The sequence below is a fragment of the Hymenobacter negativus genome (genome assembly GCF_017571495.1).
Classification (GTDB): domain Bacteria; phylum Bacteroidota; class Bacteroidia; order Cytophagales; family Hymenobacteraceae; genus Hymenobacter; species Hymenobacter negativus.
The window spans coordinates 26326-51225 of the sequence record NZ_JAGETZ010000009.1 but is presented as its reverse complement, the minus strand read 5'-3'; the positions used below and the strand labels follow the sequence as shown (position 1 = coordinate 51225).

Annotated in this window: 24 protein-coding genes; 9 read left to right on the top strand and 15 right to left on the bottom strand. The window is 61.2% G+C overall.

Going from position 1 to position 24900, the window contains the following annotated elements:
- Positions 1-32: 32 nt before the first annotated feature.
- From J4E00_RS18095 to J4E00_RS18085, 3 genes are all read right to left on the bottom strand, one after another.
- On the bottom strand, positions 33-371 hold the full coding sequence (locus J4E00_RS18095) for a hypothetical protein (RefSeq protein WP_208176667.1): 339 nt from the start codon (positions 369-371) through the stop codon (positions 33-35).
- On the bottom strand, positions 364-618 hold the full coding sequence (locus tag J4E00_RS18090; protein ID WP_208176666.1) for a hypothetical protein: 255 nt from the start codon (positions 616-618) through the stop codon (positions 364-366). Before J4E00_RS18090 ends, J4E00_RS18095 begins: the two co-directional genes overlap by 8 nt.
- A gap of 354 nt (positions 619-972) precedes the next feature.
- Positions 973-2319: a M23 family metallopeptidase gene (locus J4E00_RS18085; RefSeq protein WP_208176665.1), complete on the bottom strand. Its 1347-nt coding sequence runs from the start codon at positions 2317-2319 to the stop codon at positions 973-975.
- 163 nt (positions 2320-2482) lie between these two features.
- On the opposite strand from J4E00_RS18085, the gene J4E00_RS18080 reads away from it, so the two are divergent.
- Positions 2483-3334 (top strand): hydroxymethylglutaryl-CoA lyase, encoded by an 852-nt coding sequence (locus J4E00_RS18080; protein WP_208176664.1) that lies wholly within the window; start codon positions 2483-2485, stop codon positions 3332-3334.
- A gap of 12 nt (positions 3335-3346) precedes the next feature.
- A complete protein-coding gene (locus tag J4E00_RS18075) occupies positions 3347-4090 on the top strand; it encodes a (Fe-S)-binding protein (protein WP_208176663.1) in 744 nt (247 codons plus the stop codon).
- Positions 4091-4283: 193 nt separating this feature from the next.
- Here the strand turns inward: J4E00_RS18075 and dapA are convergent, their stop codons facing one another.
- On the bottom strand, positions 4284-5168 hold the full coding sequence (gene dapA, locus J4E00_RS18070) for a 4-hydroxy-tetrahydrodipicolinate synthase (protein WP_208176662.1): 885 nt from the start codon (positions 5166-5168) through the stop codon (positions 4284-4286).
- A 169-nt stretch (positions 5169-5337) separates the two neighbouring features.
- On the opposite strand from dapA, the gene J4E00_RS18065 reads away from it, so the two are divergent.
- Positions 5338-6267: a polysaccharide deacetylase family protein gene (locus J4E00_RS18065; protein ID WP_208176661.1), complete on the top strand. Its 930-nt coding sequence runs from the start codon at positions 5338-5340 to the stop codon at positions 6265-6267.
- Between the two features lie 96 nt (positions 6268-6363).
- Positions 6364-6618: a hypothetical protein gene (locus J4E00_RS18060; protein ID WP_208176660.1), complete on the top strand. Its 255-nt coding sequence runs from the start codon at positions 6364-6366 to the stop codon at positions 6616-6618.
- A 97-nt stretch (positions 6619-6715) separates the two neighbouring features.
- Here J4E00_RS18060 and J4E00_RS18055 read toward each other — a convergent pair whose 3' ends face one another.
- The 6 genes from J4E00_RS18055 to J4E00_RS18030 all read right to left on the bottom strand — a co-directional run bounded on the left by J4E00_RS18055 (position 6716) and on the right by J4E00_RS18030 (position 13720).
- The gene (locus tag J4E00_RS18055) at positions 6716-7243 is read right to left on the bottom strand and encodes a hypothetical protein (protein WP_208176659.1); all 528 of its coding nucleotides are present in this window, start codon (positions 7241-7243) and stop codon (positions 6716-6718) included.
- A 144-nt stretch (positions 7244-7387) separates the two neighbouring features.
- Positions 7388-9505: an NAD-dependent DNA ligase LigA gene (ligA, locus tag J4E00_RS18050; protein ID WP_208176658.1), complete on the bottom strand. Its 2118-nt coding sequence runs from the start codon at positions 9503-9505 to the stop codon at positions 7388-7390.
- A 142-nt stretch (positions 9506-9647) separates the two neighbouring features.
- On the bottom strand, positions 9648-10256 hold the full coding sequence (locus J4E00_RS18045) for a DUF4920 domain-containing protein (protein ID WP_208176657.1): 609 nt from the start codon (positions 10254-10256) through the stop codon (positions 9648-9650).
- 55 nt (positions 10257-10311) lie between these two features.
- On the bottom strand, positions 10312-10932 hold the full coding sequence (locus tag J4E00_RS18040; protein ID WP_208176656.1) for a hypothetical protein: 621 nt from the start codon (positions 10930-10932) through the stop codon (positions 10312-10314).
- A 155-nt stretch (positions 10933-11087) separates the two neighbouring features.
- The gene (locus J4E00_RS18035; RefSeq protein ID WP_208176655.1) at positions 11088-11789 is read right to left on the bottom strand and encodes a hypothetical protein; all 702 of its coding nucleotides are present in this window, start codon (positions 11787-11789) and stop codon (positions 11088-11090) included.
- Between the two features lie 41 nt (positions 11790-11830).
- Positions 11831-13720: a S8 family serine peptidase gene (locus tag J4E00_RS18030; RefSeq protein ID WP_208176654.1), complete on the bottom strand. Its 1890-nt coding sequence runs from the start codon at positions 13718-13720 to the stop codon at positions 11831-11833.
- A gap of 96 nt (positions 13721-13816) precedes the next feature.
- On the opposite strand from J4E00_RS18030, the gene J4E00_RS18025 reads away from it, so the two are divergent.
- Positions 13817-14659 carry a flagellar motor protein MotB gene (locus J4E00_RS18025; RefSeq protein ID WP_208176653.1) on the top strand — a complete coding sequence of 281 codons (843 nt, stop codon included), beginning with the start codon at positions 13817-13819 and terminating at the stop codon, positions 14657-14659.
- A 97-nt stretch (positions 14660-14756) separates the two neighbouring features.
- On the opposite strand, the gene J4E00_RS18020 is transcribed toward J4E00_RS18025, so the two are convergent.
- From J4E00_RS18020 to J4E00_RS18010, 3 genes are all read right to left on the bottom strand, one after another.
- A complete protein-coding gene (locus tag J4E00_RS18020) occupies positions 14757-16202 on the bottom strand; it encodes a M28 family peptidase (RefSeq protein WP_208176652.1) in 1446 nt (481 codons plus the stop codon).
- A gap of 84 nt (positions 16203-16286) precedes the next feature.
- Positions 16287-17459 carry a hypothetical protein gene (locus J4E00_RS18015; protein WP_208176651.1) on the bottom strand — a complete coding sequence of 391 codons (1173 nt, stop codon included), beginning with the start codon at positions 17457-17459 and terminating at the stop codon, positions 16287-16289.
- A 25-nt stretch (positions 17460-17484) separates the two neighbouring features.
- Positions 17485-18090 carry a phosphoglycerate mutase family protein gene (locus J4E00_RS18010; RefSeq protein ID WP_208176650.1) on the bottom strand — a complete coding sequence of 202 codons (606 nt, stop codon included), beginning with the start codon at positions 18088-18090 and terminating at the stop codon, positions 17485-17487.
- 223 nt (positions 18091-18313) lie between these two features.
- Between J4E00_RS18010 and J4E00_RS18005 the strand changes: the two genes are divergently transcribed.
- From J4E00_RS18005 to J4E00_RS17995, 3 genes are all read left to right on the top strand, one after another.
- Entirely contained in the window at positions 18314-18994 is a 681-nt protein-coding gene (locus J4E00_RS18005; RefSeq protein ID WP_208176649.1) for a response regulator transcription factor, read from the top strand.
- A 168-nt stretch (positions 18995-19162) separates the two neighbouring features.
- Complete coding sequence (locus J4E00_RS18000; protein ID WP_208176648.1) at positions 19163-20542, top strand: sensor histidine kinase; 1380 nt, start codon at positions 19163-19165, stop codon at positions 20540-20542.
- Between the two features lie 36 nt (positions 20543-20578).
- Entirely contained in the window at positions 20579-20824 is a 246-nt protein-coding gene (locus J4E00_RS17995; RefSeq protein ID WP_208176647.1) for a hypothetical protein, read from the top strand.
- A 139-nt stretch (positions 20825-20963) separates the two neighbouring features.
- Here the strand turns inward: J4E00_RS17995 and J4E00_RS17990 are convergent, their stop codons facing one another.
- Complete coding sequence (locus tag J4E00_RS17990) at positions 20964-21806, bottom strand: glycoside hydrolase family 18 protein (protein WP_208176646.1); 843 nt, start codon at positions 21804-21806, stop codon at positions 20964-20966.
- Positions 21807-22087: 281 nt separating this feature from the next.
- Complete coding sequence (gene surE, locus J4E00_RS17985) at positions 22088-22954, bottom strand: 5'/3'-nucleotidase SurE (RefSeq protein ID WP_208176645.1); 867 nt, start codon at positions 22952-22954, stop codon at positions 22088-22090.
- Between the two features lie 92 nt (positions 22955-23046).
- Here surE and J4E00_RS17980 point away from each other — a divergent pair, with 92 nt between their 5' ends.
- On the top strand, positions 23047-24843 hold the full coding sequence (locus J4E00_RS17980; RefSeq protein WP_208176644.1) for a M14 family metallopeptidase: 1797 nt from the start codon (positions 23047-23049) through the stop codon (positions 24841-24843).
- Positions 24844-24900: the final 57 nt, after the last annotated feature.

Sequence of the window (24900 nt, the reverse complement as noted above, 5' to 3'; positions counted from 1 at the left end):
GCAAATTCGCTCGGTTTTGCCCGAAAGTTGCGCTACTTAAAAAACGAGCCAATCTTGCCCAGCACTGCATTGAGCGTGATTTTGGGCGTGCGCTGTACGCCAAACGTCACGTAGGTTTTGCCGCCTACGCGCAGGTCGAGCACCCAACCCAGGCGCCGCATCAGGTCGTTGATTTGCTGGAGCGGGTCGGGACCGTCAGATTTAGGCTTTTTGGGCGCACTGGGGTCCTTTGGCGGGCCGGCAGTTAGCTCATCAAGCACGTGCTGGCTGGGGATGTTCAGGATGAGGTAGGTACCAGCTGCCGCCAGTTGCAAAGGATGGCCATTCCAGCTGATGACCAGTTGCGCATCGATTTCGAGCGCGCTAGGCACCGGCTTCGGGGCGGCTGGCGGGAAGCTGGGGGGCTGGGGCCGCAGGTGCGGCGGGCTGCTCGCCACGGGTACGAATGCGTAGCGAGCCGTTCAACTTCCAGGTAGTGGCCGGCGCGTTGGGGTTTTGGGGGTTAGGCATTTGCAGCTCTATCTGGTCGAAAGCGCAGCTGAGCTCAACGCCGCCCGACAGCTTGCTGAGCAGGGAAGCGGCCATATCGGCCCAGTTAGAAGATGAAGTATCAGCCATGATTTTGCGGGTATTTGAATTGGAAACAGAAGCCAGAAGTGCGAGATGCCGGGAACCCCGACAGGCCGCAAAGTAAGGCCCTACCCTGCTAACGCAACACAAAAGCTCAGGTTACGACATGAGCAAGCTCAAATTCTGTACCGCCTCACACGCTAATATCCATTCATTAGCCAACGCACCGGTTCGTTTCTGCCGTGGCATTGGCATACTGTTTTCTCGCAGTGCACGCAGCGGTAAAGCATTGCCTATCAGCGTTTACCGGGTGGCTTTCGGACGACAACTGCTACCAAGAAACACTGCCATGATAATGGCCAACCCTGCCGCCGCAATGCGGCTCATGGTGGTTCAATTTACTCAAATAGCGGCCCAGCCGGTTTGGCCCTGCGGCCCACGCAACAGGCTGAAGCCATTGGCTTGGCCAAGAACAGCAACCACCGTTTTTGCCGCCAGCGCTTCGCTTGCTGCGGCTGTGGCGGCCGGCTGCGCCAGTAGCTCAGTGGCAACTGGCAGCACCAGTTTCCGCAGGGGCGTACCGCTGGCTCCCACCACCGCCCGCGCGGCAACGTAGCCAATCTGGCCATCGGGCGCCTGCACACGCAGGCTTGTGCCTTGCTGTCCTAATACCAGCAGCGGCACTTGTTTCAGCAGCACAGTTTTTGACCGCCGAGTGTTTTTTTCAGTCGCCAATGACGGCCGCAACGATGCAGCCACCTTCAACCGCACAAACTCCCCGCGCCGGTCCGGGCCATGGAGCGGTACGGACGGCACTGCTGCCTGCTGCACAAACGGGAACGGGTCCACGGCGCCACGCCCGCTGCGGTAGATGCCGAAGTGCAGGTGTGGTACGGTGCTGCGGGCATTGCCGGTGTTGCCCACCAAGCCCAGCGTGTCGCCGGCGCGCACGCGCTGGCCGGGCGTCACCAGTTGTTTATCGAGGTGGGCGTAGTAAAGGTGCTCGCCGTGCGCGGCATCGGCCAGCCACACCACACGCCCCCCCAGCGGAGTTTCGCCGGTGCGGGTGATGGTGCCGGCGGTAGCGGCAATGGCGGGGGTACCACGCGGGGCAAAAATGTCGATGCCCTCGTGTCGGCGGGCCCCGCCGTCGCGGTTGGCTCCCCAGAAGCTGCCGGCCGCGGCGTCAGTTCGGCCCAGCACCGGAAATACGCTCAGGCTGGGCTCACGGGCCACACGCAGGGTGTAGCGGCCAGCAGCCAGCAGTTCGGGCTGCACGCGCAACAGGTGCTGGCCGTCGCTCTCAGCCCGGTAGCGGAAATCGAGAACGAGCGTGTCGGCATTGGCGAGGGGCGCGGGCATGCGGCCGGGCACTGCCTCAAAAGCATCGAGAAACACGCGGGCATTGGCCCCAGGAGCCAGCGTCAGGCTGACGTGCACCTGCTCGCCGGCGCGCACAGCGTAGCGGTAGCTGGCCGCCGAAGGCCGCTCGGGGCGGAAGTAGCCGGTTTCGGCAAAAGGCAGGCTGACTACGAGCGAGTCGCGCAGGGCTTTATCGGCTGCGGCCAGCCAGGCGCGACCGGCCGGGCGGCGGTCCAGTCCGGCCTGGGTTAGCTGGCGGGCGTAGGCCTGGTGCGGGCTCGATTTCTGAAACAGCGCCTGCAAGGTTTGCTGCTTGCTACAGCTGCTGATGCCCAGCACCGCGCCCAATAGCAAGGGCCACAGAAATCCGAAGAGCGGCCGGGACACGGGCCGTAGCAAGGTAGAATCCGACTTAAAAAGCATGCCCTCCGAACACCAGCCGGCCCGACGTAGTTCGGCTAGCAAGCGGTGTAGTTATCCTGGTCGAAGCCGGCGCTACGGCCCGGCTGCTACCTTTACGCCCCTATTCCCACCCCCATTCCCTCCCGCCATGAAACTTATTGAATGCCCCCGCGACGCCATGCAGGGCCTGCCTGATTTCATTCCCACGGCCACCAAAACCGCCTACCTCAACGCTCTGCTGCACGTTGGTTTCGATACGCTGGACTTTGGCTCTTTCGTGTCCCCCAAAGCAATTCCGCAGCTGCGCGACACAGCCGAAGTGCTGGCGGGTCTGGACTTAAGCACTACTCAAACCAAGCTGCTGGCTATTGTGGCCAACCAGCGCGGGGCCGAAACTGCCGCGCAACACCCCGAAATCAGTTATCTGGGCTTCCCGCTTTCAGTGTCCGAAACCTTTCAGCGGCGCAACACCAACCAAACCACCTCCAAGGCGCTGGCCGATGTGGCTGCCATGCACGAGCTGTGCGAGCGCACCGGCAAAACGCTGGTTACCTACCTCTCTATGGGTTTCGGCAACCCGTATGGTGATGCCTGGAGTCCGGAAATCGTGACTGATTTCACTCAGCAGCTGGCAGCATTGGGCGTCCGCATTGTAGCCCTTTCTGACACCGTGGGAGCCAGCACCGCAGCCACCATCGCGCCACTATTTTCGGCCCTGATTCCAGCTTTTCCGGCTATTGAGTTTGGCGCGCACCTGCACACCACGCCCACTTCCTGGCGCGAGAAAGTGAGTGCCGCCTACGAGGCTGGCTGCCGCCGTTTTGATGGCGCCATTGGTGGCTTTGGTGGCTGCCCAATGGCGGCCGATGAGCTGACGGGCAACATGGCCACGGAGAATCTAATTGCTTATTTGAGTGAAATAGGCGAACCTTTGGGGCTGGATTTGGATGCGCTGGCACGGGCCCGCGGCGCGGCGAGTGGCATATTCGCCTTCCATTAATAGTTCGAGCCGATGCCCACAACCGTTGATATTTTCATCCCCTGCTTCGTCGACCAACTCTACCCCACCACGGCCCTCAACATGGTGAAGGTGCTGGAGCGTGTAGGCGTCAGGGTCAATTACAACCCCAACCAAACCTGCTGCGGCCAGCCGGCTTACAACGCGGGCTACCACCCCCAGGCCCGGGCCGTGGCCGATAAGTTTCTCCGGGATTTTGCCGCCCCACCGACGGATACTGAGCGCTACATCGTGAGTCCTTCGGCTTCGTGCGTAGGCATGGTGCGCAACAGCTACACCGAGCTTTTTGCCGAAACCGGCCAGCAGAGCGCCTGTCGTCCCGTGCAGGGCCGCATCTATGAGCTAACCGAATTTCTGGTTGGAATAATGGGCGTCACGGCCATTCCAGGGGCAACATTAGCCGGCAAGTATACCTACCACGACTCCTGCTCCGCCTTGCGCGAGTGCGGCATCGGCCCGGGCCCGCGCATGCTGCTGGATAGCGTGGCCGGCCTGGAACGCCTCGAAATGGCCGAAAACACTACCTGCTGCGGCTTCGGCGGCACCTTCGCCGTGAAGTTTGAAGCTATTTCAGTCGCCATGGCCCAACAAAAAGTAGAGCACGCGCTCGACACCGGCGCCGACTTCATCATCAGCACCGACGTGAGCTGCCTGATGCATTTGGAATCATACATCAAGAAGGAAAAGCTGCCCCTCAAGTGCCTGCACGTAGCCGATGCGCTAGTCAGTGGCTGGTAGGATAATGGTTAGTGGTTAAGGAAAGCTGTCATCCTGAGCTTGCGAAGGACCTGTTCACATCCGCGCAGCTTGAATTAATTGCTCCAAGCTGCGCAGATGTGAGCAGGACCTTCGTCACCGCTTGATGCGCGGAGTAACTCAAAATGATAAAGGCCAATCACTAATCACTAATCACTAATCACTAATCACTATCCTACAGCGCTTTGCGAATCCGGTCTTTCAAGCCTTCGGTGGCTTCGAGCAGCGGCAGGCGCACGGCAGTGCCGCACACGCCCAGGCCTTCGAGGGCCGCTTTTACGCCGACCGGGTTGCTTTCCTCATACATGAGCGGGTTGAGGGGCAGCAGGCGGAACAGGCCTTCGCGGGCGGCGGCAAAGTCACCGGCCAGGGCCGCGCGGGTGAGGTCGGAGAAGCGCTTGGGGAAAGCGTTGGCCAGCACTGAGATAACGCCTTCGCCGCCGCAGGCAATGAGGGCGGGCGTAAGCATGTCATCGCCGGAGAGCAGCAGGAAACCCTTGGGCTTGCGGGCCGCAATGGTCAGGCACTGCTCCATAAGGCCACTGGCCTCCTTAATGCCGATGATGTTGGGGTGCTGCGCCAGGCGCAACGTGGTTTCGGCGGTGATGTTGGAAGCTGTGCGGCCCGGCACGTTGTACAAAATGAGCGGCACCGGGCTGGCGTCGGCCAGGTGCTGGTAGTGGGCCACCAAGCCGGCTTGGCTGGGCTTATTGTAAGCCGGGCTAGCCGAAAGCACGGCAACAATACCCTTCAAATCGGTGGTACGCAATAACTCTATGGCAGTAGCCGTATCGTTGCTGCCGATGCCGTACACCAGCGGCACGCGGCCGGCTACGTGTTCCTTAGCCACGCGCAGCAGTTCGGCCTTCTCGGCAGCCGTGGTAGTTGGCGATTCTCCGGTGGTGCCATTCACCACGAGGTATTCCACGCCGCCGTCGATGCAGAAATCGAGCAGGTGCCGCCAGCCGGCGTAATCCACTGCCTTATCCGGAGTAAATGGGGTGACCAGGGCCACCCCAGTGCCGTGAAACGCGGGAAGACGGGAACCAGAATTGTTCATGCCGGGAGTTTGAGAGTTAGTTTTGTGGGCTACAAAAGTAGCAGATGGCTCCGCTATTCGAACTGATTCTACTTGGCACTCCGTCGTGCGTTGCGGTGTGCTGCACAACGGACAAACTTTGATTTCACCATTATTTCCCCAGTTGCGAAGCAGAGCTTCGCGCGTTTCAATGAAATTTACTTCTGCTTCCCTCCTGCTGGCGGCCCTTTCGCTGGCTGCCTGCGACACCAAAACCGCCACCACCGGCGAGGCTGCCAGCAGCAGCGTCACCGTCGAAAAGGCTGATACTGCTACCGATGCAGCCGCGGCCGAAACGTCCGGTACCCGCGCTACTTCGACCGACGAAGCCAACGCGACGCCGGCTCCCGACCCCACCACCATTCCGGCTGGTAAGGCAACCGATGCCGCTGCTATTCTGGCCCGGCCGCAGGTGCCCATTCTCTGCTACCACCAGATTCGGGACTGGACGGCCCGCGACTCCAAAGGTGCCAAAGATTACATCGTTCCCATCGCGGCGTTCAAGGCCCAGATTAAGATGCTGGCCGACTCGGGCTACCACACCATCTCACCCGACCAGCTCTACGCCTACATGACCACCGGCGCCAAGCTGCCGAGCAAGCCCATCATGCTCACCTTCGATGACACCGACCTCGACCAGTTCACCATTGCCCGGCCCACCCTGGACCAGTACGGCTACAAGGCCATGTACTTTGTGATGACTGTGAGCTTGGGCCGCCCCCACTACATGACCAAAGCCATGGTGAAACAGCTTTCCGACGAAGGCAACGTCATCGGCTCGCATACCTGGGACCACCACAATGTGAAGAAATACCAAGGCAAGGATTGGGAAACCCAAATCGACAAGCCCACCAAAACCCTGGAGGAAATCACGGGCAAAAAAATCAACTACTTCGCCTATCCCTTCGGTCTCTGGAATACCCAGGCTTTCCCTGAGCTGAAAAAGCGCGGTTTCGTGGCCGCCTTCTCTTTGGCCGAAAAGCGCGACCAGCAGGACCCGCTGTTCACCATCCGCCGCATTATTGCCAGCGGCTACTGGTCGCCTAAAACACTGCGCAACAACATTGTGCAGTCGTTCTAAGCAGCCCGGGCAATGGCTCCATCCTTGAGTAACAGCGCTCGAAGAATCCTTGTTGAATTAGCCTGGCTGCTTGGCAGCTGGGCTTTTTCATGGCTATTGCTGAGCAAATTATTGGGCTATGATTACTTCTGGAAACCGGAGCTGGACATCCAGATGCACAATACATACTTCGTATTTCAGCCCCTGTTGTTCACGGCGCTGCTGTTTCTGCCCATTGCCACAGTCGTAACCGGCGTGCGGGCGCTGATAGGAGCCTTCCGCCACTTTGGCCCCAATGCTGTGCTCACAAGCCTAACTGTTATCTGGTCGCTCACGCTACTGCTAGCTGTTGCAGGCTGGCTATTCCGTTGAACAACGGCTGGCAGGAAGCTTTTATCGTCTGTAATTTCATAAAAAAATCCCTGCCTTGGCAGCGGGGATTTTTTTATGAAATGACTACACACAGTAGCTAAGGCATTTTCACCGCGCCAGCCCCACTCGACGCGGCGGGGGGCATGCCGGCCGGCACCTGGTGCACGACCACTACGAAGGGGAATTCGCCTTTCATCTGGCTGTAGATGGTGGCGTCGTAATTAGGTCCTTGGTAGCGCACCGCTTCGCAGTTGGGGCAGGTAACGGGCTGGGCGGTGAGCTTGCGGCTTTTGAGTTCGCTACGTAGGTCGCGGACGCAGTTGGCCAGGGTGGTTTTCAGTACTACATCCTGGCCGGGGCGCTGGGCTCGTATCTGCAGGCGGACGGTGGGTTTCTGCTCGCCAAGAACCGGCGTAAACGTCCAGGCGGCCTCCTTCACGGTGGCTGTAGGGGCGACATAAGCCCATTCGGATGGGAGACGGGCCGTGACGACTTTAGGCACCGTCAGGGCCATGGGCTCGGCTCCGATGGCCAATAGGTCATCCAGCACCACGCACTGCGCCCGGAGTGCCGGAGCACATACCGCCTGCACAAAAAAGAAAGCAAAAAGGGCCAGAACTCGCATGGATGGGAAAATGGAGTTCAAATGTCGGAAATTCCACTGATACCCAAAAGCTTGACGGCCTTATTTCCATCTGCCTCATTGAATATTCCAGCATTAACTTGGATAGTTAGTACTGGCCCGCATCTCGCCGCTCAATCACCGATTTTAGAAAAGTGAGCCCTGCTGACCCGTTTCTGCCTCTGGCGGAGCGGTGGGTGCGGGGGCTTCTCCGATATCGACAGCTTCCTCAGCAGGCGTGGTGGTAGGCAGCAGGGCCATCAACTCGGCTTCGGAAATGATGGGTACTTTGAAGCCCAGGGCTTTTTCACGTTTAGCGGGGCCCATATTGTCGCCGGCCACGAGGTAGCTCAGCTTCTTGCTGATGGAACCCGTGATTTTACCCCCATTCGAGATGATGAGCTGTTGCAGCTCGTCGCGGCTGTGGTTTTCAAATACGCCGGAGATAACAAAAGTGAGCCCAGCCAAGCGGTCGGAAGCTGGTACTGGCGCTTCGCCGGTCACTTCCAGCTGCACACCAGCCGTGCGCAGACGCTCCACCAGCTCGCGGTTTTCGGGCTGCTGGAACCAGTGCGCGGCGGCCACGGCAATCACACCGCCCACTTCGGGCACCGCCGCCATTTCCTCGGCTGAAGCCGCCATGATGGCGTCGATGCTGCGGTAGTGGGCCGCCAGTTTCTGGGCCACTGTTTCGCCCACGTAGCGGATGCCCAGACCAAATAGTACCCGTGGAAAAGGCACCTGCTTGCTGGCCTCGATACCGGCAATGAGGTTGTCGATGCTCTTTTCGCCGAGGCGCTCCAGCGTCACCAATTCGGGTCGCCGCGCGGGCAGATCGTAGATGTCGGCGGGAGTTTTTACCATTCCCAGCTCGAAGAAACGGCCTACGGTTTCAGCGCCCAAGCCATCGATATTCAGAGATTTGCGCGACACATAATGTTCTAGGCGGGCTTTGAGCTGGGGCGGGCAGCCGCGCTCATTCGGGCAGCGGAAATGGGCCTCGCCTTCGGGCCGCACCAGCGACGTGCCGCAGGAAGGGCAGTTGGTCGGGTATTGGATGGGCACCGCATCAGCGGGCCGCACCGATAGGTCTACCCCGGTGATTTTGGGAATGATTTCGCCGCCTTTTTCCACGTATACCGTGTCGCCAAGGCGCAGGTCGAGCAGCTCTATCTGGTTGGCGTTGTGCAGGGTGGCGCGTTTCACCACGGTGCCAGCCAGGGGTACGGGCGTGAGCACAGCCACCGGCGTTACGGCGCCAGTACGTCCTACATTATAGAGCACCTCGTTGAGGCGGGTGCGGGCCGCTTCGGCGGGGTACTTGTAGGCAATGGCCCAGCGGGGGCTTTTGGAGGTGAAGCCCAGCTGGTCCTGCTGACGCAGGTCGTCGACTTTGATTACGATGCCATCGGTGGCCACGGGCAAGTCGAAGCGCCTTTTGGCCCAGTGATGCACAAACTCCAACACTTCTTCAATGTTGGAAGCCCGGCGCCACGTATCCGAAACCGGCAAGCCGTAGCGGCTCAGCGCTTCCAGCGCCGCGCTGTGGCTGGGGAAATGCCGGCCCGGCGTGAGCAGCGAATAGGCGTAGAAGCGCAGCTTGCGGGCTGCAACCTGCGCGGAGTTCTGCAGCTTGAGCGTGCCGCTGGCGGCGTTGCGCGGGTTGGCCAGCAGGGCTTCACCGTTTTGCTCACGCTCGGCGTTCAGCTCGTCGAAAACGGGCAGGGGCATGAAAATCTCGCCCCGAACTTCAAAGTCCTCGGGGCGGTCGGTGCCGGGTCGCAGGGATAGTGGCAGCGTTTTAATGGTTCGCACATTGGCCGTCACCACATCGCCGCGGGTACCGTCGCCGCGGGTCACGCCCTGGGTGAGCTGGCCGTGTTCGTAGCGCAGGCTCATGGCCACGCCGTCAAACTTCAATTCGCACACGTAGCTGTAGGGCGCGCCTTCCAAACCCCGCTGCACCCGCTCGTCAAACTCCCGCAGGTCGTCCTCGGAATAGGTATTGCCCAGGCTGAGCATGGGGAAGCGGTGCACCGCCGTGGGGAACTGCTTGGTGATGGTGCCCCCTACGCGCCGCGTAGGCGAATTTTCCAGCACTAAGTCGGGGTGCTCGGCTTCGAGTTGCTGCAATTCGGCCAGCAACTGGTCGAACTCCTGGTCCGGCACTTCGGAAATATCGAGTTGGTAGTACTGATGATTGAGGTGGTGCAGCCGCTCGGTGAGGGCTTCGATGCGGTGCTGGATGGCGGGAGTATCGGGCATTGGGAAAGGCCCCGACCGGGGCAAAAAGCGGTTCAAACTGACGCGGGCCGCAAGCTACGGCAAGGTTTTAAAACAAGCGGTAAAACGAAAAGGCCGCCCGTTGAGGCGGCCTTCCCAGCAATTTCACAGTCAGCGGCTAACCTTAGTTTACCACCCGCACACCATCGGCCAGAAAAGTGAGCTGCTGCTCATCCTGGGTGATGGCGGCAATCTCCTGGTCCGACTTGCCGGCGTCTTTGGCATAGTGCTGCAAATCGGCTTTGGGTACGGTGCTGCGGTAAGCCCAGCCGCTCACTACCACCTCGTGGCCACTAAGGTCCTTGGGTACGAAAAACGCGTAGTCGCGGAAGCGGACGCGCATTTCTTTGCCGTCGGCCGTGGGCAGGGTCATCCAGCAGCCTTTGGCCTGGCACACGGCCGAAGCCTTGCCAGTGAGCGTCACCTTGGCCGAATCGCGGGTGCCAAGGGCCGTGGCGAGGGCCGTCATGGGCAGGGCACCGGCCGGGCTGATGGCTGCGCCGTAGGTCTGGCCGGGCGTGGCCGGCGCAATGCTGGTGCTGCCGTGTTGCTCTTCCTCCTCGCCTTCTTCTTCATCCTGAGTTGCGCCTTTGGGCACGTCGGCATTATGGCCGTTCACTTCTTCCTGGCCTTGCGGCACTGGCAGCACCGGATTGATGGGGGCGGAAGGGAAAAGACGGAAATAGGCCAGTATCAGCACTAGCACCACGGCGAAGGAAATCAGGAACTTCATGAGGTTAACGTAAAAATGAACCAGTGTTTATTAATCAACTATGCTGAGCCAAGCGCTATTGCGCCATATCGACGGCCTTACCCAGCTTGCGGGCGAAGGCGATGCGCCGCTCGGCCCCACCCGCTCCGGTATATTCGAAGCCCACGGTGCTGGGGTCTTCGCGCAGAGCAGACCAGGTTTTGGCGTCTACTTCGGCGGGCTGTTCACTACCGGCCGGGATGGCGGGGTTGGTGAAATGCGAATCAGCGAAAAAATTGTTCATGCCCTGCAAAATGGCAATTTCCTGGTCGCGCACACTGGCCGACTGGGCGTCTGTGATGTCGGTGTGACTGAGCAGGGCGCGGGCGGGCAGCACTTCGTGGCGCAGGGTGTCACCCTTGCTATTGGTCACGATAAGGTGGGCTTGGGCCGTGAGAATGCGGGGGCCCCGCAGCTGCAGAATGAAGTTGTCCTGCGTGGTGGGGTTTGAGAACGTATGGGTGGCGCTCACGGTGTTGAGCACCGTTTTGCCGTTCACCCGGACGCGGCTGCCGGCGGGCGGCGGGGTATAGGTGGCGCGGGGGTCGGTGGAAGAAGTGCTGACTTCGCGCTCGGTGCTGACGCAGGAAGTGAGCTGCAGGCTGAGTCCTAAAGCAATCAGGGTTAGGCCAGAAAGGGCAGAAAAAGACGTTTTCATGAACTGAAAGGGCGGCGCGGTGGGCTGCGAACGCACGAAGGTAAGGTGGGAAGATGGGGCTATGGCAATTCTCCGATTATTTGACCGGTTGCTGGCCTGGAATGAATTTTACGGTAAAGCCCTGAAAATTGGTTTGCCCTTCGGCTTCATTCGCCTCAGAATAAGCCAATTTCTACCCCTAACACCCAGCGCGGCAGCTCCGGCCAGGCCGTGTAAGCACTGGCGTAGGCGGCGCTGGTGCGGTAGCGCGCCGTGAGGGCGTAACGGTCGAACCCCAGGCGGGCGCCCAGGCCGGTGGTCCAGCGGCGGAGGTAGGGCAAGCCGTGCTCGGTGGTTTCGACGGAGCCGATGCCCGGGCCGGGGTCGTCTTCGGTGGTGTGGGAGGTGCCGGCCACCCAGCCGCCGCCAGCCAGCAGGTCGAGGTAGCTGCCCACGGTGTTGCCCCGGCGGCCGTAGTTCAGGCGCAGCCCCACTTCGGAGTAGAGGCGGTGCAGCCCCAGGGTTTCGCGGCGGTGCAGACTGGGTGTGGGCAGGAGCTTCTGGCTATTCTGAGCCAGGTCGTAACGCAGGTAGCCGTATCCCAAATCGACGGTGGCCGCCAGCGCCTGGGTGAAGCGGATTTTCAGCCGGCCCCCGGCACGCAGCTCTGCCGAGCGTAGGCCGTAGCGTATTTCGCTCCCCGGGGCGGCAGCGCCCGCCAGTAGCCCGTAGCCCACATACAAGTGCCCGAAGTAATGCCGGTTTGGGCCGAAGGCATTCTTCACCGTGTCCTCGGCTACGTTGCCCTGCACCAATACCTGCTGGGCATGCGCGGCCGGTGCCGCAATGCCCAGTAGCACGGTTGCTAGCGCTGCCATGCCCCATTTCCCCGGTTTTTGCTTTTTGCTAGCTAGCGCGCTCATTCTGAATAAGTGGCCGTGTAGCCTTTGAAGTGAACCCGTAGCACGTTGCCGCCACTAAACAGCCGGCGAGGAATCTGGACCACCAAGCGTTGGGTTACGGCGCGGGTTTCGTAGCGGCGCAACACGCCGCGGCGGTCGGCCAGGTTCCAGTAGAGATAGGCCGGGTAATTGGGCTCGGGCAGTGAGGCCAGCGGCGGGCTACCGGCCGATATTGGCTGCTCGTGGCCCACACGGGGCACATTGTCGGAAGGCGTTTTGGCCTCGGGCGCGGGCAGAGCAAATGGCAGGGTGGCATCGCTTTGGTCGGCCAATAGCGGAAGGGTTTCGGCCGGCCGAATGGCGGCTTCGGGCCGAATAACGACGGCTACAAGGCTATCGTGCGGCACAAAATCAAAGGTGGGCGCTACCGTAATTTCCGATTTACTGGTTTGAAAGTGCGCAAAGCGGGGCCGGCCGTAGCCGTGCGCATAGTCGAAATAAGGATACAGCTCCGCCGATTTTTCCAGGCCCTGAAATAGCTGCATGGCTGTGAGCTTGCGGTGCTGCTGCCACAGGCAAGCCGCAAAGCCCGCCACCAGCGGCGAGGCAAACGACGTGCCTTCCAGCCGCTCATAATCGCCGCCCGGCGTGGTCGTGAGCACGATGCCGAAAGCCGCCAGATTGGGCTTGAGCCGCCGGTCGGCGGTGGGGCCAAACGAACTAAAATCGACGTGCAGGCCGGTTTCGGGGTCGAGGCCGCCAATAGCCAGCACGGAGTCCGCATCAGCCGGGGTGCCAATGCGGACCCAGTCGTCGTCGCCGTCGTTGCCGGCGGCGCTCACCACCAGCACGCCTTTGCGAGCGGCCAGGTTGGCAGCGCGGGCAATGAGGCTGCGGTGGCCGTCCATCTGCTCGGGAAAATAGCGCTGCTCGGTGTAGGCCAGCGAGGAGTTGATGATGTCGGCGCCCAGGCGGTCGGCCCACTCTACGGCCGCCAGCCAGGCTTCTTCCTCGGCGTAGCGCTCGCGGTGCAGCTGCTCGGTGCGGGCCAGCAGGTACTCGGCCGCGGGAGCCAGGCCCAGCGCCAGACCGGGCACGGCGGTAGGGCTCATGGGCAGGCGGCCAGCCAGGCAGCCCATCACTTCGGTACCGTGTCCGCCACCGAGAAATACGTCGTCGCGGTTGCGCAGGAAGTCGTGCGTGGCCACGATGCGCTTGTCGGCCACCAGTTCGCGGAAGGCCGGATGCTCCTTCAGGCCCCGAAAGCCTACATCGAACACTGCAATGCGCATGCCCTTGCCATCCAGACCCGTAGCGCGCAGGGCGGCTCCGTCGAGGGCGGCGGTTTGGCGACGCGCCAGCAGGTAGTCGTTGGAGTTGATGGGTTTGGGTGTGTCGGCAAAACGGGACTTTGCCGCTGGCAAACCGGCTGGCTTGGTACCTGCAACTTCCACTTCGCGCTGGGGCCATACCGCCACGCTACGCACGCCGGGCAGCTGGCGCAACGCGGCGGCCTGAGCCGGTGTGGCCCGGCAGGCTACGGCATTAAACCAACGGCTCACCAGCGTCACGGTATCGACTTGCGCCGCAATGGCGGCCACGTAATCGGCCCGCACGGGCAGGTCGGTGGCATCGAACGCCGGCAGGTTTTGGCGGACGCGGCGGGCTTGCGCGGCCGGCGAGAAATAATGCGCGGGGTCGAATCGGACGCCGCTTTTATCGCGCAGCGTTACCCAATAGCGCGTCGGATGCTGGGTGGCGGGCGGCATCACTGCTGATTGCCCCACGGCCGGCGCCTGCCCGGCACCTGGCCCGGCGGCTCCCAATAGCGCCAGAACCAGGCCGATGGCCCGCCGCTCCGGCACTCTGCGATTCCAAAGAGCAGAAACTAAATGAAGAAAATACATAGAATTGGCCCAAAGGTAACCCCAGCCAACGGGCCTCGTTTTAAAGGCTGGGCTATTTGAAAGCCTAATTAACTTCTTTACTTCTCTTTCCCACTCATGAATTTTCGCTCCTTCCCCACCCTGCTGGTCAGCGCTGCGCTACTGGCCCTGCCGGGTTGTAATCAGAAAGAAATCGCCGCTCTCCAACAGCAAAACTCTGAGCTAACTAAATCGCGCGACCAACTGGCCCTGGAGAAAAGCGCTCTGGCCGCCGACAAGGCCCGCAGCGAAGAAGCATTGCGCGGCTCGCTTCTGAGCAAAAACCAGCAAGTTAACCAACTGAATCAGAATCTGGGCGACGCCGAAACTGACCTCAAAAACAAGGACGCCGACCTGCGAAATAAGGATGCCGACCTGCAAAGCAAAAACGCCCGCATTGCTGACCTTCAAAGCGCTTTGGCTCAGAAAGATGCCGCCACCAAGGCCCTGCGCCAACGGGTTTCTGATGCGCTGCTGGGCTTCAACGCGCAGGATTTGCAGGTGAGCGTGAAAAACGGCAAGGTCTACGTGTCGCTTTCGGAACAGCTGCTGTTCAAGTCGGGCTCCACCAAAGTCGACCCCAAAGGCCAGGATGCGTTGCGCAAGCTGGCCGTAGCCCTCAAGGATAATAAGGACGTGAACGTGCTAGTGGAAGGCCACACCGACAACGTACCTATCAAAGGCCAGACCGCCAGCGGGGCCCGCGACAACTGGGACCTGAGCGTGATGCGTGCCACCGAAATCACCCGCCTGCTCACCACCGCCGGCATGGACCCCGCCCAGGTAACGCCCTCGGGCCGCGCCGAATACCTGCCCATTGCCGCCAACGACACCCCCGCCAATAAGGCCCTCAACCGTCGCACCGACATCATCTTGACCCCCAAGCTGGATGAGCTGTTCTCGATTCTGGGCCAGAACTAACCCTGGCTTTTCGAACAACAAACCGGCCCCACCCGCGCAAGCAGGTGGGGCCGGTTTGTTTTATCTCTCATGGAGCCCATTGGTCAATGCTGTTCTGTTACAAGCCGTATTTGCTCAGCAGGTAAATCAGTGAGGCCATGCTGGCGCCGCCCAATTCAAGCTCCCGGCGATTCACTTTATCAAAAGTGTCAGCGGCGGTGTGGTGGATGTCGAAGTAGCGCTGTGAGTCGCACTTATAGCCGATGAGGGCTTTGGGATGGACGGCTTCCTGCAGGGGCTCGATGTCGGTGCCGGAATGGCCGGCCGTCACCTCGGCGGCGTGGTAGGGCGCGAGCAGTGGGGCCAGCTTGGCTAGCTTGGCCACGGTGGCCGCGTCACCTTCCACGGTGAAGCCCCGGGGGGTAAAGCCACCGCCGTCGGACTCGATGGCGGCGAGGTGAATTTCCTTGTTGGCGGCGGCCAGCCGGGCATATTCGTTGCCGCCGCGGGTGCCGTTTTCCTCGTTCATGAACAGCACCGCGCGAATGGTGCGCTCGGGCTTGAAGCCGGCAACGCGGAGCAGGCGCAGGGCCTCGATGCTCTGTACGCAGCCGGTGCCGTCGTCGTGGGCGCCCTGGGCAAGGTCCCAGGAATCGAGGTGGCCGCCCACGGTGATGACTTCGTCGGGGTACTTGCTGCCCTTGATTTCGCCTACTACGTTATAGCTTTTTTCATCGGGCAGGGCAATGCACTCCATTTCCAGCTCGAATTGCAGGTCGGCGTTGGCCTTGAGCAACTGGCTGAGCTTATCGGCGGCATTGGTGCTGAGGGCGGCTCCGGGAATAGTGGCCGGGCGCATGGTACCCGTATGCGGGAAGTCGTCGCGGGCGCTGGTCATGGAGCGCACCAAGGCGCCCACGGCACCTTTTTTGGCAGCCTCTACTGCACCAAGCGCGCGCTGGTCCACGGCCCCGCCGTAAGCCGCGCCGGGCTCGATGAGGGCGTCGTTGAAAGGCCGGTTGTAAAACACGAACTTGCCTTTCACGGCCGCTTCGGGCAGGTTGCGGACTTCATCCAGGCTGTGCACTTCCACTACGCCGGCCTTCAGCTTGCCGCCAGTGCCGATAGAGCCACCCAGCGCACAGATGGGTACCTTGATGCCCTTGTCCTTGTTGCCCACGATTTCGCCCCGCTCCTTGCTGCCGCGCACCCAGTGCGGCACCATTACCTCCTGCAGATACACGCGGTCGAACTTGGCCTTTTCCATGGTGGTCTTGCCCCACTCCACTGCCAGCTGGGCCTGGGGCGAGCCGGAGAGGCGGGCCCCAATGTTGCCGGTGAGGTAGCGCAGGTTTTCGTAGCTCTCGCCGCGGAGCAGGGCTTCATCAAAGATGCGGCGCAGGGCCACCGAGTCGGATACGGGCGCCGGAACAGGTGCTGCGGCAGCGGCCGGGGCGGGCTTGGCCGCGGGCTTTGCTTTGCGGCGCTGCGCCGATGCGGCCGAGGAAGTCAGGGCCAGCACAGTGCCGGCACAAACCAGGAATTTCTGAAAGGGAAAATGCATACGACTGTAACCTAAACGCGCCCGCCAGTAGTGCCGGACCACAGCGAAAGTACGGCAACGGCCTTGTAACCGGTGCGCACCAAACTACGGCTTGCGCAAGCCGCGCGCCAGTAGCAGGCGCGCCAGGGGCGTATTGGGCCGCACATAGGGCACCAGTTTGGCATAGGCAATGGTGATGGGCAGCCGTTGCGCTACGTGCGGAGCCCCCACATTGCCCAGAGTTTCGAACAGGCCTTCGCTGTTGAGCCCAAAAGCCGGCAGGTCGGCCAGCTTCACTTTTTTGGGTGAATCAGTGGCTGTTTTTTCGCCGGCAAAAAGCTGGCCGGTTGAATCAGCCCGCAGCGCTTCATCAAAGAGCTCGGCCACGGCGCCAGCTTTCTCCGGACGCAGCCAATCCCTTACATCGCAGCGTTTTCCGGTGCTCAGGTCGTAAGTGTAGGCGGTGTTGGTGCCCAATGGATACGCGCCACCCAACGACTCGTCATCCGTTTGCACCAGCGAAAGGAGCCCGTTGGCGTTGTAGGTAACTTCGCGGTACACACTGGTTCCGTAGCGCTCCGCATCGCAGCCCAGGCCTTTGAGCTCCTCCTGAAGCTGGGCGCGGCGCTGGGCTGGCACGGGGCATTGCAGTCGGCGCAGGCCGGGCTGCAAGGTGTCGGGCCCCAGCAGGTGCAGGTAATATTCCGTGGCCTGGAGGCCAAACTGCTGCCCACCTTCCTGATTGGCCGGGCAGTTTTCACCCTCGGCGTCCTCCCGCAGCATTTCATAGCGCACGGCCCCGTCGTAGTCTTCGTGCAGCGCAAAGGGCAGTTGGCGGCCAGCGGTGCTGGTCCAGGTTCCCGTGAGCACCGGGCCCATGGGTTGCGCGGCCTGCCAGTGGGCCGTGACCGGTTGCGTGGAATCGTCCGACGTTTCCACCATTTCGGCCAAGGCCAGCGGTTTATTGGCCTGCCAGGGCCTACCGGCTTTCAACGCCAGCTCTCCCCCAAACCGGTCGTAATAGTAATGGCCGATGCAGCGAACGGAGTCGCCGGCGTATTCCGGCCCGATGGTCAGCTCCACCGTCACTGGCATATTGCCTACGGTGCCCCGGTAGCGATGATACCCCACGAACGGCGCGGCGGCCGGCCTGGCTGGAAGCTGCTTGCTTGCAGTTTGGGCAGTGGCGGGCGTCTCCGGTTTGGATTTGGGGCCATGCCCGCAGCTTAGCAGCGCTGGCCCCAACAACAGCAACCGGTAGGGTACCTGATTTTTCATGCGGCGAAAGTAGCCGTTGCCGCCGCTACTTCATAGTGCTCACGGCTGCTTTGCCTTTGGGGTCGGGCTTGCGCTCGGCCCCGTAGCCGCGCACTTCCACGGTGGGCATCAGGCCTTCCACCAGGCGCACGGTGAACAAGTATTCATACTCATTGTCAGCAATTTCCTCGACCGGCGGCGTGGCCCCAAAATCATCAATGAGCGACAGCACGTTGTTGGAATGACCCACGATGACCACCGTTTTGCCAGCGTAGTCCTTCGTGATGCGGTCGGTGAGGTCGCGGCCGCGGCGGGGGTCGTACACCTGCGGCTCTAGTTTCAGGGCTTCGGCCAGGGGCGCGAGGGTGGCGCGGGTACGCTTGGTGTCGGTGGTGAAGAGGGCCACGGGCTGCCGGCGCAGCAACGTCTGCCGCAAGGCCACAGCCCGCACCTGCCCCACGCCCGAGAGAGGCGGGTCGGTGGGGTGGCCGGTGGTGTCTTTTTCGGCGTGGCGCACGAGGTAGACGGTGGTCACGAGTGGTTTTACTTTGGTTTTAGAGTTACTTGGCTTGGCTTGGGCCAGCACAGTAGAATTTGTGGCTAAAGCACTCAGAATGGTAAAGAAACAGACAACGTAACGAAAGAACATCATTAAGAAAGGAATAACTTGATGGATGGAAGGATTCATCAGCAAAGTACACCGTAATTGGCAAAGCACAGAGCGTTCGGCTTTGGCTAAAAAACATATTCGGAAACTGTCCCGGCCCGGGCTTCATCTACCGTTCAGACGGATGTGCCGTATGTTGCGACACGTTAAGCGCTGGCGGCCCGGAACTGTTTCGGCCGCGACGCTGCCCCATCAACCACACCCCGCCATGCACGTTCTGCTCATCGAAGACGAAAAAAGCCTGCACCAGGAAATGCGTCAGTTTTTGCTGCAAGCCCAATACCTGGTCGACTCGGCCTACACCTACGCCGAGGCTTCCGAAAAACTGTATGTGAGCAGCTACGACTTCGTGCTACTCGACCTGGGCCTGCCCGGCGGCGACGGCCTTGACCTGCTCAAGGAAGCCCGCCTCAACGAAAACCAGGAGGCCTCCTTCATCATTCTCACTGCCCGCGGCGCCCTCGACGACCGCATTCGCGGCCTCGACCTGGGAGCCGACGACTACCTGCCCAAGCCCTTCTCGCTGCTGGAGCTCACCAGCCGGATGCAGGCCATCACGCGCCGCAAGTTCAACCTGAAGCGGCCTGAAATCAGCTTCGGCCAGGGCTTCAGCATGGACCCCAACGCCCGCATTGTCCGCCATGGCGGCCAGGAAGTACCCCTCACCAAAAAGGAGTTCGACCTGCTGCACTACCTGCTGCTGCACCGCGGCCGGGTGCTCACCCGCCTGCAGCTTGGCGAGCACCTGTGGGGCAACGTGCTGGAAGACGATTCTGATTCCAACTACATCGACGTCCACATCAAAAATGTGCGCAAGAAGCTGGCCCAGTTCGGCCCCGCCGATTTCCTGGAAACGGTGCGTGGCATTGGGTACCGGGCGGCGGAGTAAGCAGTTTTTGTAAGAAAAAACCCCAGAACGTCATGCCGAGCAAAGCCGAGGCATCTCGCGTGCAGCAGTAACTCAATCGTTGAATACAGCATTGATTACTACCCCACGCGAGATGCCTCGGCTCTGCTCGGCATGACGTTCTTTTGTGCTCAACACCATTACACCCCCATGAGACTCGAAGCCAAGCTGGCCCTGTTCAATGCTCTTTCCAAGCTGCTGCTGGTGCTGCTGGGCGCGCTGGTGATTCCGCCCATTGTGCAGCGGGTAGCGGTGGGCCACACCGACCAGCACCTGCGCGAAAAGCAACGGCGGGTACTAGCCCTCATTATCCGCGACGGCCTGCAGGCATTTGAGCGTGGCGAACGGGCCGAAACCTACGCCGACTACAACATCTTTAAGCAGGAGTACATCACGCTCACGCCGCTGCCAACGGGGGCGCAGCTGCCACCCGAGCGCATTTTTGAGGAGCCCCGGCAAGTCGACCAGCAGGTAGAGGACTACCGCATTCTGAGCTTTGCCCGGCCACCGGGAGCGCTGGGCCAGCCCGCTTTCCGGGTAGAAATCGGCTCCTCGCTCGAAACCGTGGAACTACTCACCGACACCCTGCGCACGTTTGCGCTGTGGGTGCTGGTGGCGGCCTCCCTGCTTACCGTGCTATCCGATGCGGCCTTTGCGCACTACCTGCTGGAACCGTTGCGGGAACTCACCATTCGCAAGTTGCGGGGCATTCGGCAGCCTTCCGATTTCCAATTTGAACCCATTGACACTGACACGACTGACTTCCGGCGGCTCGACGACCGGTTGAACTCGCTGATGCGGCAAGTGCAGTCGGCTTTTGCCAAGGAGCGGGAGTTTATGAGCAACGTGAGCCACGAGCTACTCACGCCAGCCAGTATCCTGCAATCGCGCTTTGAGAATATGCTGCAGGACCCTACCTTGCCCGAGCAGCACGCCCAGCAAATCGTGGAATCGCAGCGCACGCTCTACCGCCTGCGCAACACCGTGCGCACCCTCCTGCTCATCGCCAACATCGAAAACGAGCAGTACCTACGCAACGAAGCCGTGCGCCTCTCCGAAGCCGTGGCCGACGTGGCCGAGGAGTTGGACGACCGCCGCCAGCAGCGCGATATCAGCCTGGAAGTGGACGTCCAAGGCGACGACACCCGGCCCCTGGCCAACGCCAGCCTGCTGCACACATTGCTGCGCAATCTGATTTCCAACGCCATCAAGTACAACCGTGAGGGCGGCAGCATTCGGGTGGTGGGCCGGCCCCGGCCCGACGGCGGCTACACGTTGCGGGTGGAGGATTCGGGTCCTGGTATCGCGCCCGAAAACCTGCCTTACCTGTTCGACCGATTCCGCCGCTTCAATTCCAACGCGCCGGGCTCGCCGGAGGGTTACGGGCTGGGCCTGCCCATTGCTCAGACCATTGCCGGCTTCCATGGCGCGGTGCTCCGGGCAGAGTCCAAGGTGGGGCAGGGCACGGATTTTATCCTGGATTTTCAGCCCACCGCCAAATTGGCCGCTGGGTTCATGCCGGCTTCATAGGGGTGATTGTAGCTTCGGGGAGTAATTCAACTCCCTGTGCGTATTCTGCTGAAAATCTTGCTTAGTAGCCTGCTGCTGGTGCTGATAATCGCCGTAGGCACGGAGGTAGTGGCCCTGCATCGCACGGCCCTCTCTCCGCTCGACCAACATGCCCCGCCGGTGGTGGTTCGGAAGTCAACCACTGCCCCCATCCCACTCAAAACAGTGCGGCCGGTACTGGGGCACCGGCCCTCCTTCTTCTGGCTGCGCAAAGGTCGGAAACACAAAACCCCAACGGGATAGCCTGTCCCTGCTCAAACTTTAAAAGCCCTCCTGACCAAGCGGCCAGGAGGGCTTTTTAGGGCCTGGGCCCCGTCATTTGACAACTATAATACCGGCTTTCGCCAGCGGCAGAAAAGGCCAGAGCGCTAAGAAGGCAGGATTAAGGCAGATTCTTCAGAATCGTATTCGTCCAGGTTTCATCGGGTTGCCCCGTACCAGCATCGTAGGGGTTGCCGTTCTTGGGAGTGACCATGCGCACCTTCAAATCATAGGAGAACGTGTAGAGCATTACCCCTGCCTTGGTACCGTTGGCCGGCTCCCACTGGGTGAGGGTGATGACATCGGCCAGCGGTGTGAAATTGTTGGGGTGAGGCGATTTGGGACCACTCATGCAGCTCACTCCAACCGCTAGCTTCTCACTAGAGCCAATGGCGTGCGCATACTTCTCAAACTGCTGCTCGGTATAAGCCAGGCCCGAATAAGGCGTATAATCCATCGTAGTCAGGAGGTCCAGTTGCGCAGCATAGTCCTGCAAAAAGGATTTGTCAGACCAAGCACTGTAGATGGGGGCCATCAGCAAAGCATCCGCTCCCAGCGCCAGACGCAAAGCCTTCACGACTGCCAGCACATGTTGCTGCTTTTTCGGGTCATAGGTCGGGGGCTCGTAGTCGAGGTCAATCCCGTCTACTCCCCATTCCGCAACCGCACGCTTCACGTTCTGAGCGAACTGCTGCGGGTCAACCTCTTCATAGGCAGTTGATAAAATCGATAGCACCACCTTCGTACCGTTGGCCCGGACTGTCTTAATCCAGCCTTGAATCGTTGCGGCCGAATTCTGTTCCGTGAGCAATCCGTAGGTGAGGCTGTTCGTAGCCACGTCAATACCGCAGAAAGCCAACGGCACGATACTAACCGCTGCCGGCATCTGGTCCAGCGTGGGGGACTGCCCCGGGCCGGTGGGCTCCTGCCCTATCCAGTAGATAATCGATTTTTCGGTTGACATGATATTAGGAGGAAGGAAAAGAAATAATCCTCCGCTCGACACAAGCGGAACGGCCCAAAGGAACAACCGCTTTTCACTTGCTTACCAGCGTACTTATACCTCATTTACCTACCACGTAGTAGTACGTGGTGCCAGCCAAAAAAGCCCTTCCAGCCACGCGGCCAGAAGGGCTTTTACTTTCGCCAAAATTATCCATCATCCTGAGCTTGCGAAGGACTTGGTCAAGTCAGAGCAATTAGTTCAGCGGTGAGAAGGTCCTTCGCAAGCCCAGGATGACAGAACTACTCCTGAGCTGCTATTCCATAGTCCTCCGCAGCAAGAGGCTGGGGCGGCGTGGCAGTTACTTCGGCTTCGGGCAGGGGCAGCTGCCAGCGTTTGCTGAGGTAGGCCAGGCCCGCCGCCGCCGTGAGGTCGAACTGGCAGGGCACCACCGATACGTAGTTGTGAGCCAGGGCCCATTCGTCGGTGTCGGTACCGGGGTCGAGGTTTACGAACTCGCCCCGCAGCCAGAAGTACGGGCGCTGGTAGGGGTCGAGGCGCAGGTCGAATTCTTCCTGCCACTTGGCACGGGCCTGGCGGCCCAGGCGTAGGCCGGCAATGGGCGTGTCGGAATTTTTGGGGATGTTGACGTTGAGGGCGGTGCCGGCGGGGATGCCGTGGGCCAGGGCGTGGCGGCAGACTTGGCTCACCCACTCAGCTACGTGCGAGAAATCGGCTTCGTGGCCGTAGTCGCAGAGCGAGAAGCCCACGGCCGGCAGGCCTTCAATTGCGGCTTCAATGGCTGCCGACATGGTGCCTGAGTACAGCACGTTTACCGACGAATTGGAGCCGTGGTTGATGCCGGACACCACGAGGTCGGGGGTGCGGTCTTTGAGAACGTAGTGCCGGGCAATTTTCACGCAGTCGGCGGGAGTGCCGGAGCACTGGTAGGCTTTCACATCGGGGCCAAAAACCGGGTTTTCGGTCAGGCGCATGGGGTGGCCGATGGTGATGGCGTGGCCCATGCCGGACTGCGGCGAATCGGGGGCTACCACCACGACTTCGGCCCCCAGGGCGTGCACGATTTCGACGAGGTGGCGGATGCCAGGGGCGGTGATGCCGTCGTCGTTGGAGACGAGGATGAGCGGGCGGGTGGTCGATTCGGGCATAGACAAGACGGTTGGGACGAGGTTGGGCAAAGGTAGACTCCGCTCTTTGGATAAGGAGGGAGTATCGTCCTTCCAACCGTTCCTTTGCGGCCATGTTTCCTCTGCTCCTTGCCTCGCTCATGACCCTCACCCCCACCCTGCCGACTCCGGCGCCCGCCTGGCGCACGCCTTTCGAAAACGACCCGGCCGGCAACACCACCGCCACCTACGCCGAGTGCCTGGCCTACTACCAGAAGCTGGCCGCCGCCTACCCGCAGCACCTGCACCTGGCCGAGGCGGGCCCTACTGACGCCGGCCTGCCGCTGCACGAAGTGGTGCTGAGCAGTGCGGTAAGCTTTAGCATGCCGTCGACCGACCAGGGCCAGGCGCAGGGTGGCAAGCTGAAGCTTACCGCACGCAAACCTGTTGTTTTTATCCAGAACGGCATTCACCCCGGCGAGCCCGAAGGCATTGACGCCAGCATGATGCTGGCCCGCGACCTGCTGCAACAGAAGTCGCTGCTGAAGCTGCTGGACCAGGTCACGGTCGTTATCGTGCCGGTCTATAACATTGACGGCATGCTGAACCGCAACGCCACCACCCGCGTGAACCAGAACGGGCCGGCCGAGTATGGCTTCCGGGGCAACGCCCGCCACCTGGATTTGAACCGCGACTACATCAAGCAGGAGTCGCGCAATGCGCAGTCGTTCGCCCGGCTGTTTCAGAAGTGGAAGCCCGATGTATTTGTGGAAACCCACACCTCCAACGGGGCCGACTACCAGTACACCATGACGCTCATTGCCACCCAGCACAGCAAGCTGGCCCCGGCCCTGGGCACCTACCTGCAAGGCCAGCTGCTGCCCGCACTCTACAAAGGCATGGAGCAGAAAAAGTGGCCGATGACGCCCTACGTGGACTTCGATGGCGAAACGCCCGAGAGCGGCCTGCAAGCCTTCCTAGAGTCGCCGCGCTACTCCACCGGCTACGCGGCGCTGTTCAACACCATCGGCTTCATGCCCGAAACGCACATGCTGAAGGCCTACGCGCCCCGCGTGCACGCCACCTACGACTTCCTGAAGACCGTGCTCGAAACCGTGAGCCAGCAGGCCGAAGCCCTGGCCGCTGCCCGCGCCCAGGCCGCCGCCGACATGGCCGCCCAAACCACCTTCCCCCTCACCTGGGCCCTCGACGACAGCCAGCACGAAACCGTGCAGTTCCGGGGCTACGAGGCGGGCCACAAGCCCAGCGAAATCAGTGGCCAGCCGCGTCTGTACTACGACCGCACCAGGCCCTTTACCAAGCCCGTGAAGTATTATAATACCTTTCAGCCCACCACCACGGCCGGCCGGCCCACGGCCTACCTCATTCCCAAAGCCTGGAGCGAGGTGGCAGACATTCTGCGGCGCAACGGGGCCACCCTGGAACCACTAACCCAGGCGGTGAGCGTGCCCGTGGAGGTTTATTATTTCGAAGATTTCAAGACTACGCCCAAGCCCTTCGAGGGCCACTACCTGCACAGCCAGGTGCAGCTGCGCCCCCGCCAGGAAACGGCCACCTTCCACCAAGGCGACTTTGTGGTGTATCTGAACGAGAGCGCCCCCATCCGCTACCTCATGGAAACGCTGGAGCCGCAAGCCACCGACTCCTTCTTCGCCTGGGGCTTTTTCGATAGTGTGCTCCAGCAGAAAGAGCACTACTCCGACTATGTATTCGAAGACCTGGCCGCCGACCTACTGCGCCGCGACCCGGCCCTGCGCGAGCGCTTGGAGAAGCTTAAAGCCGGCAACCCCGCCTTCGCCGCCAACGGCAAGGCCCAGCTCGAATGGGTGTACCAAAGCTCGGCCTACCACGAGCCAGGCCACAACCGCTACCCGGTGGCCCGCTGGCTGGGCCCGGGCATGCTGAACTAGCCCTGGCCTGGAGTAGCGACGCCGACTGGCATTACCACTCCGGCCTGATGTATATGG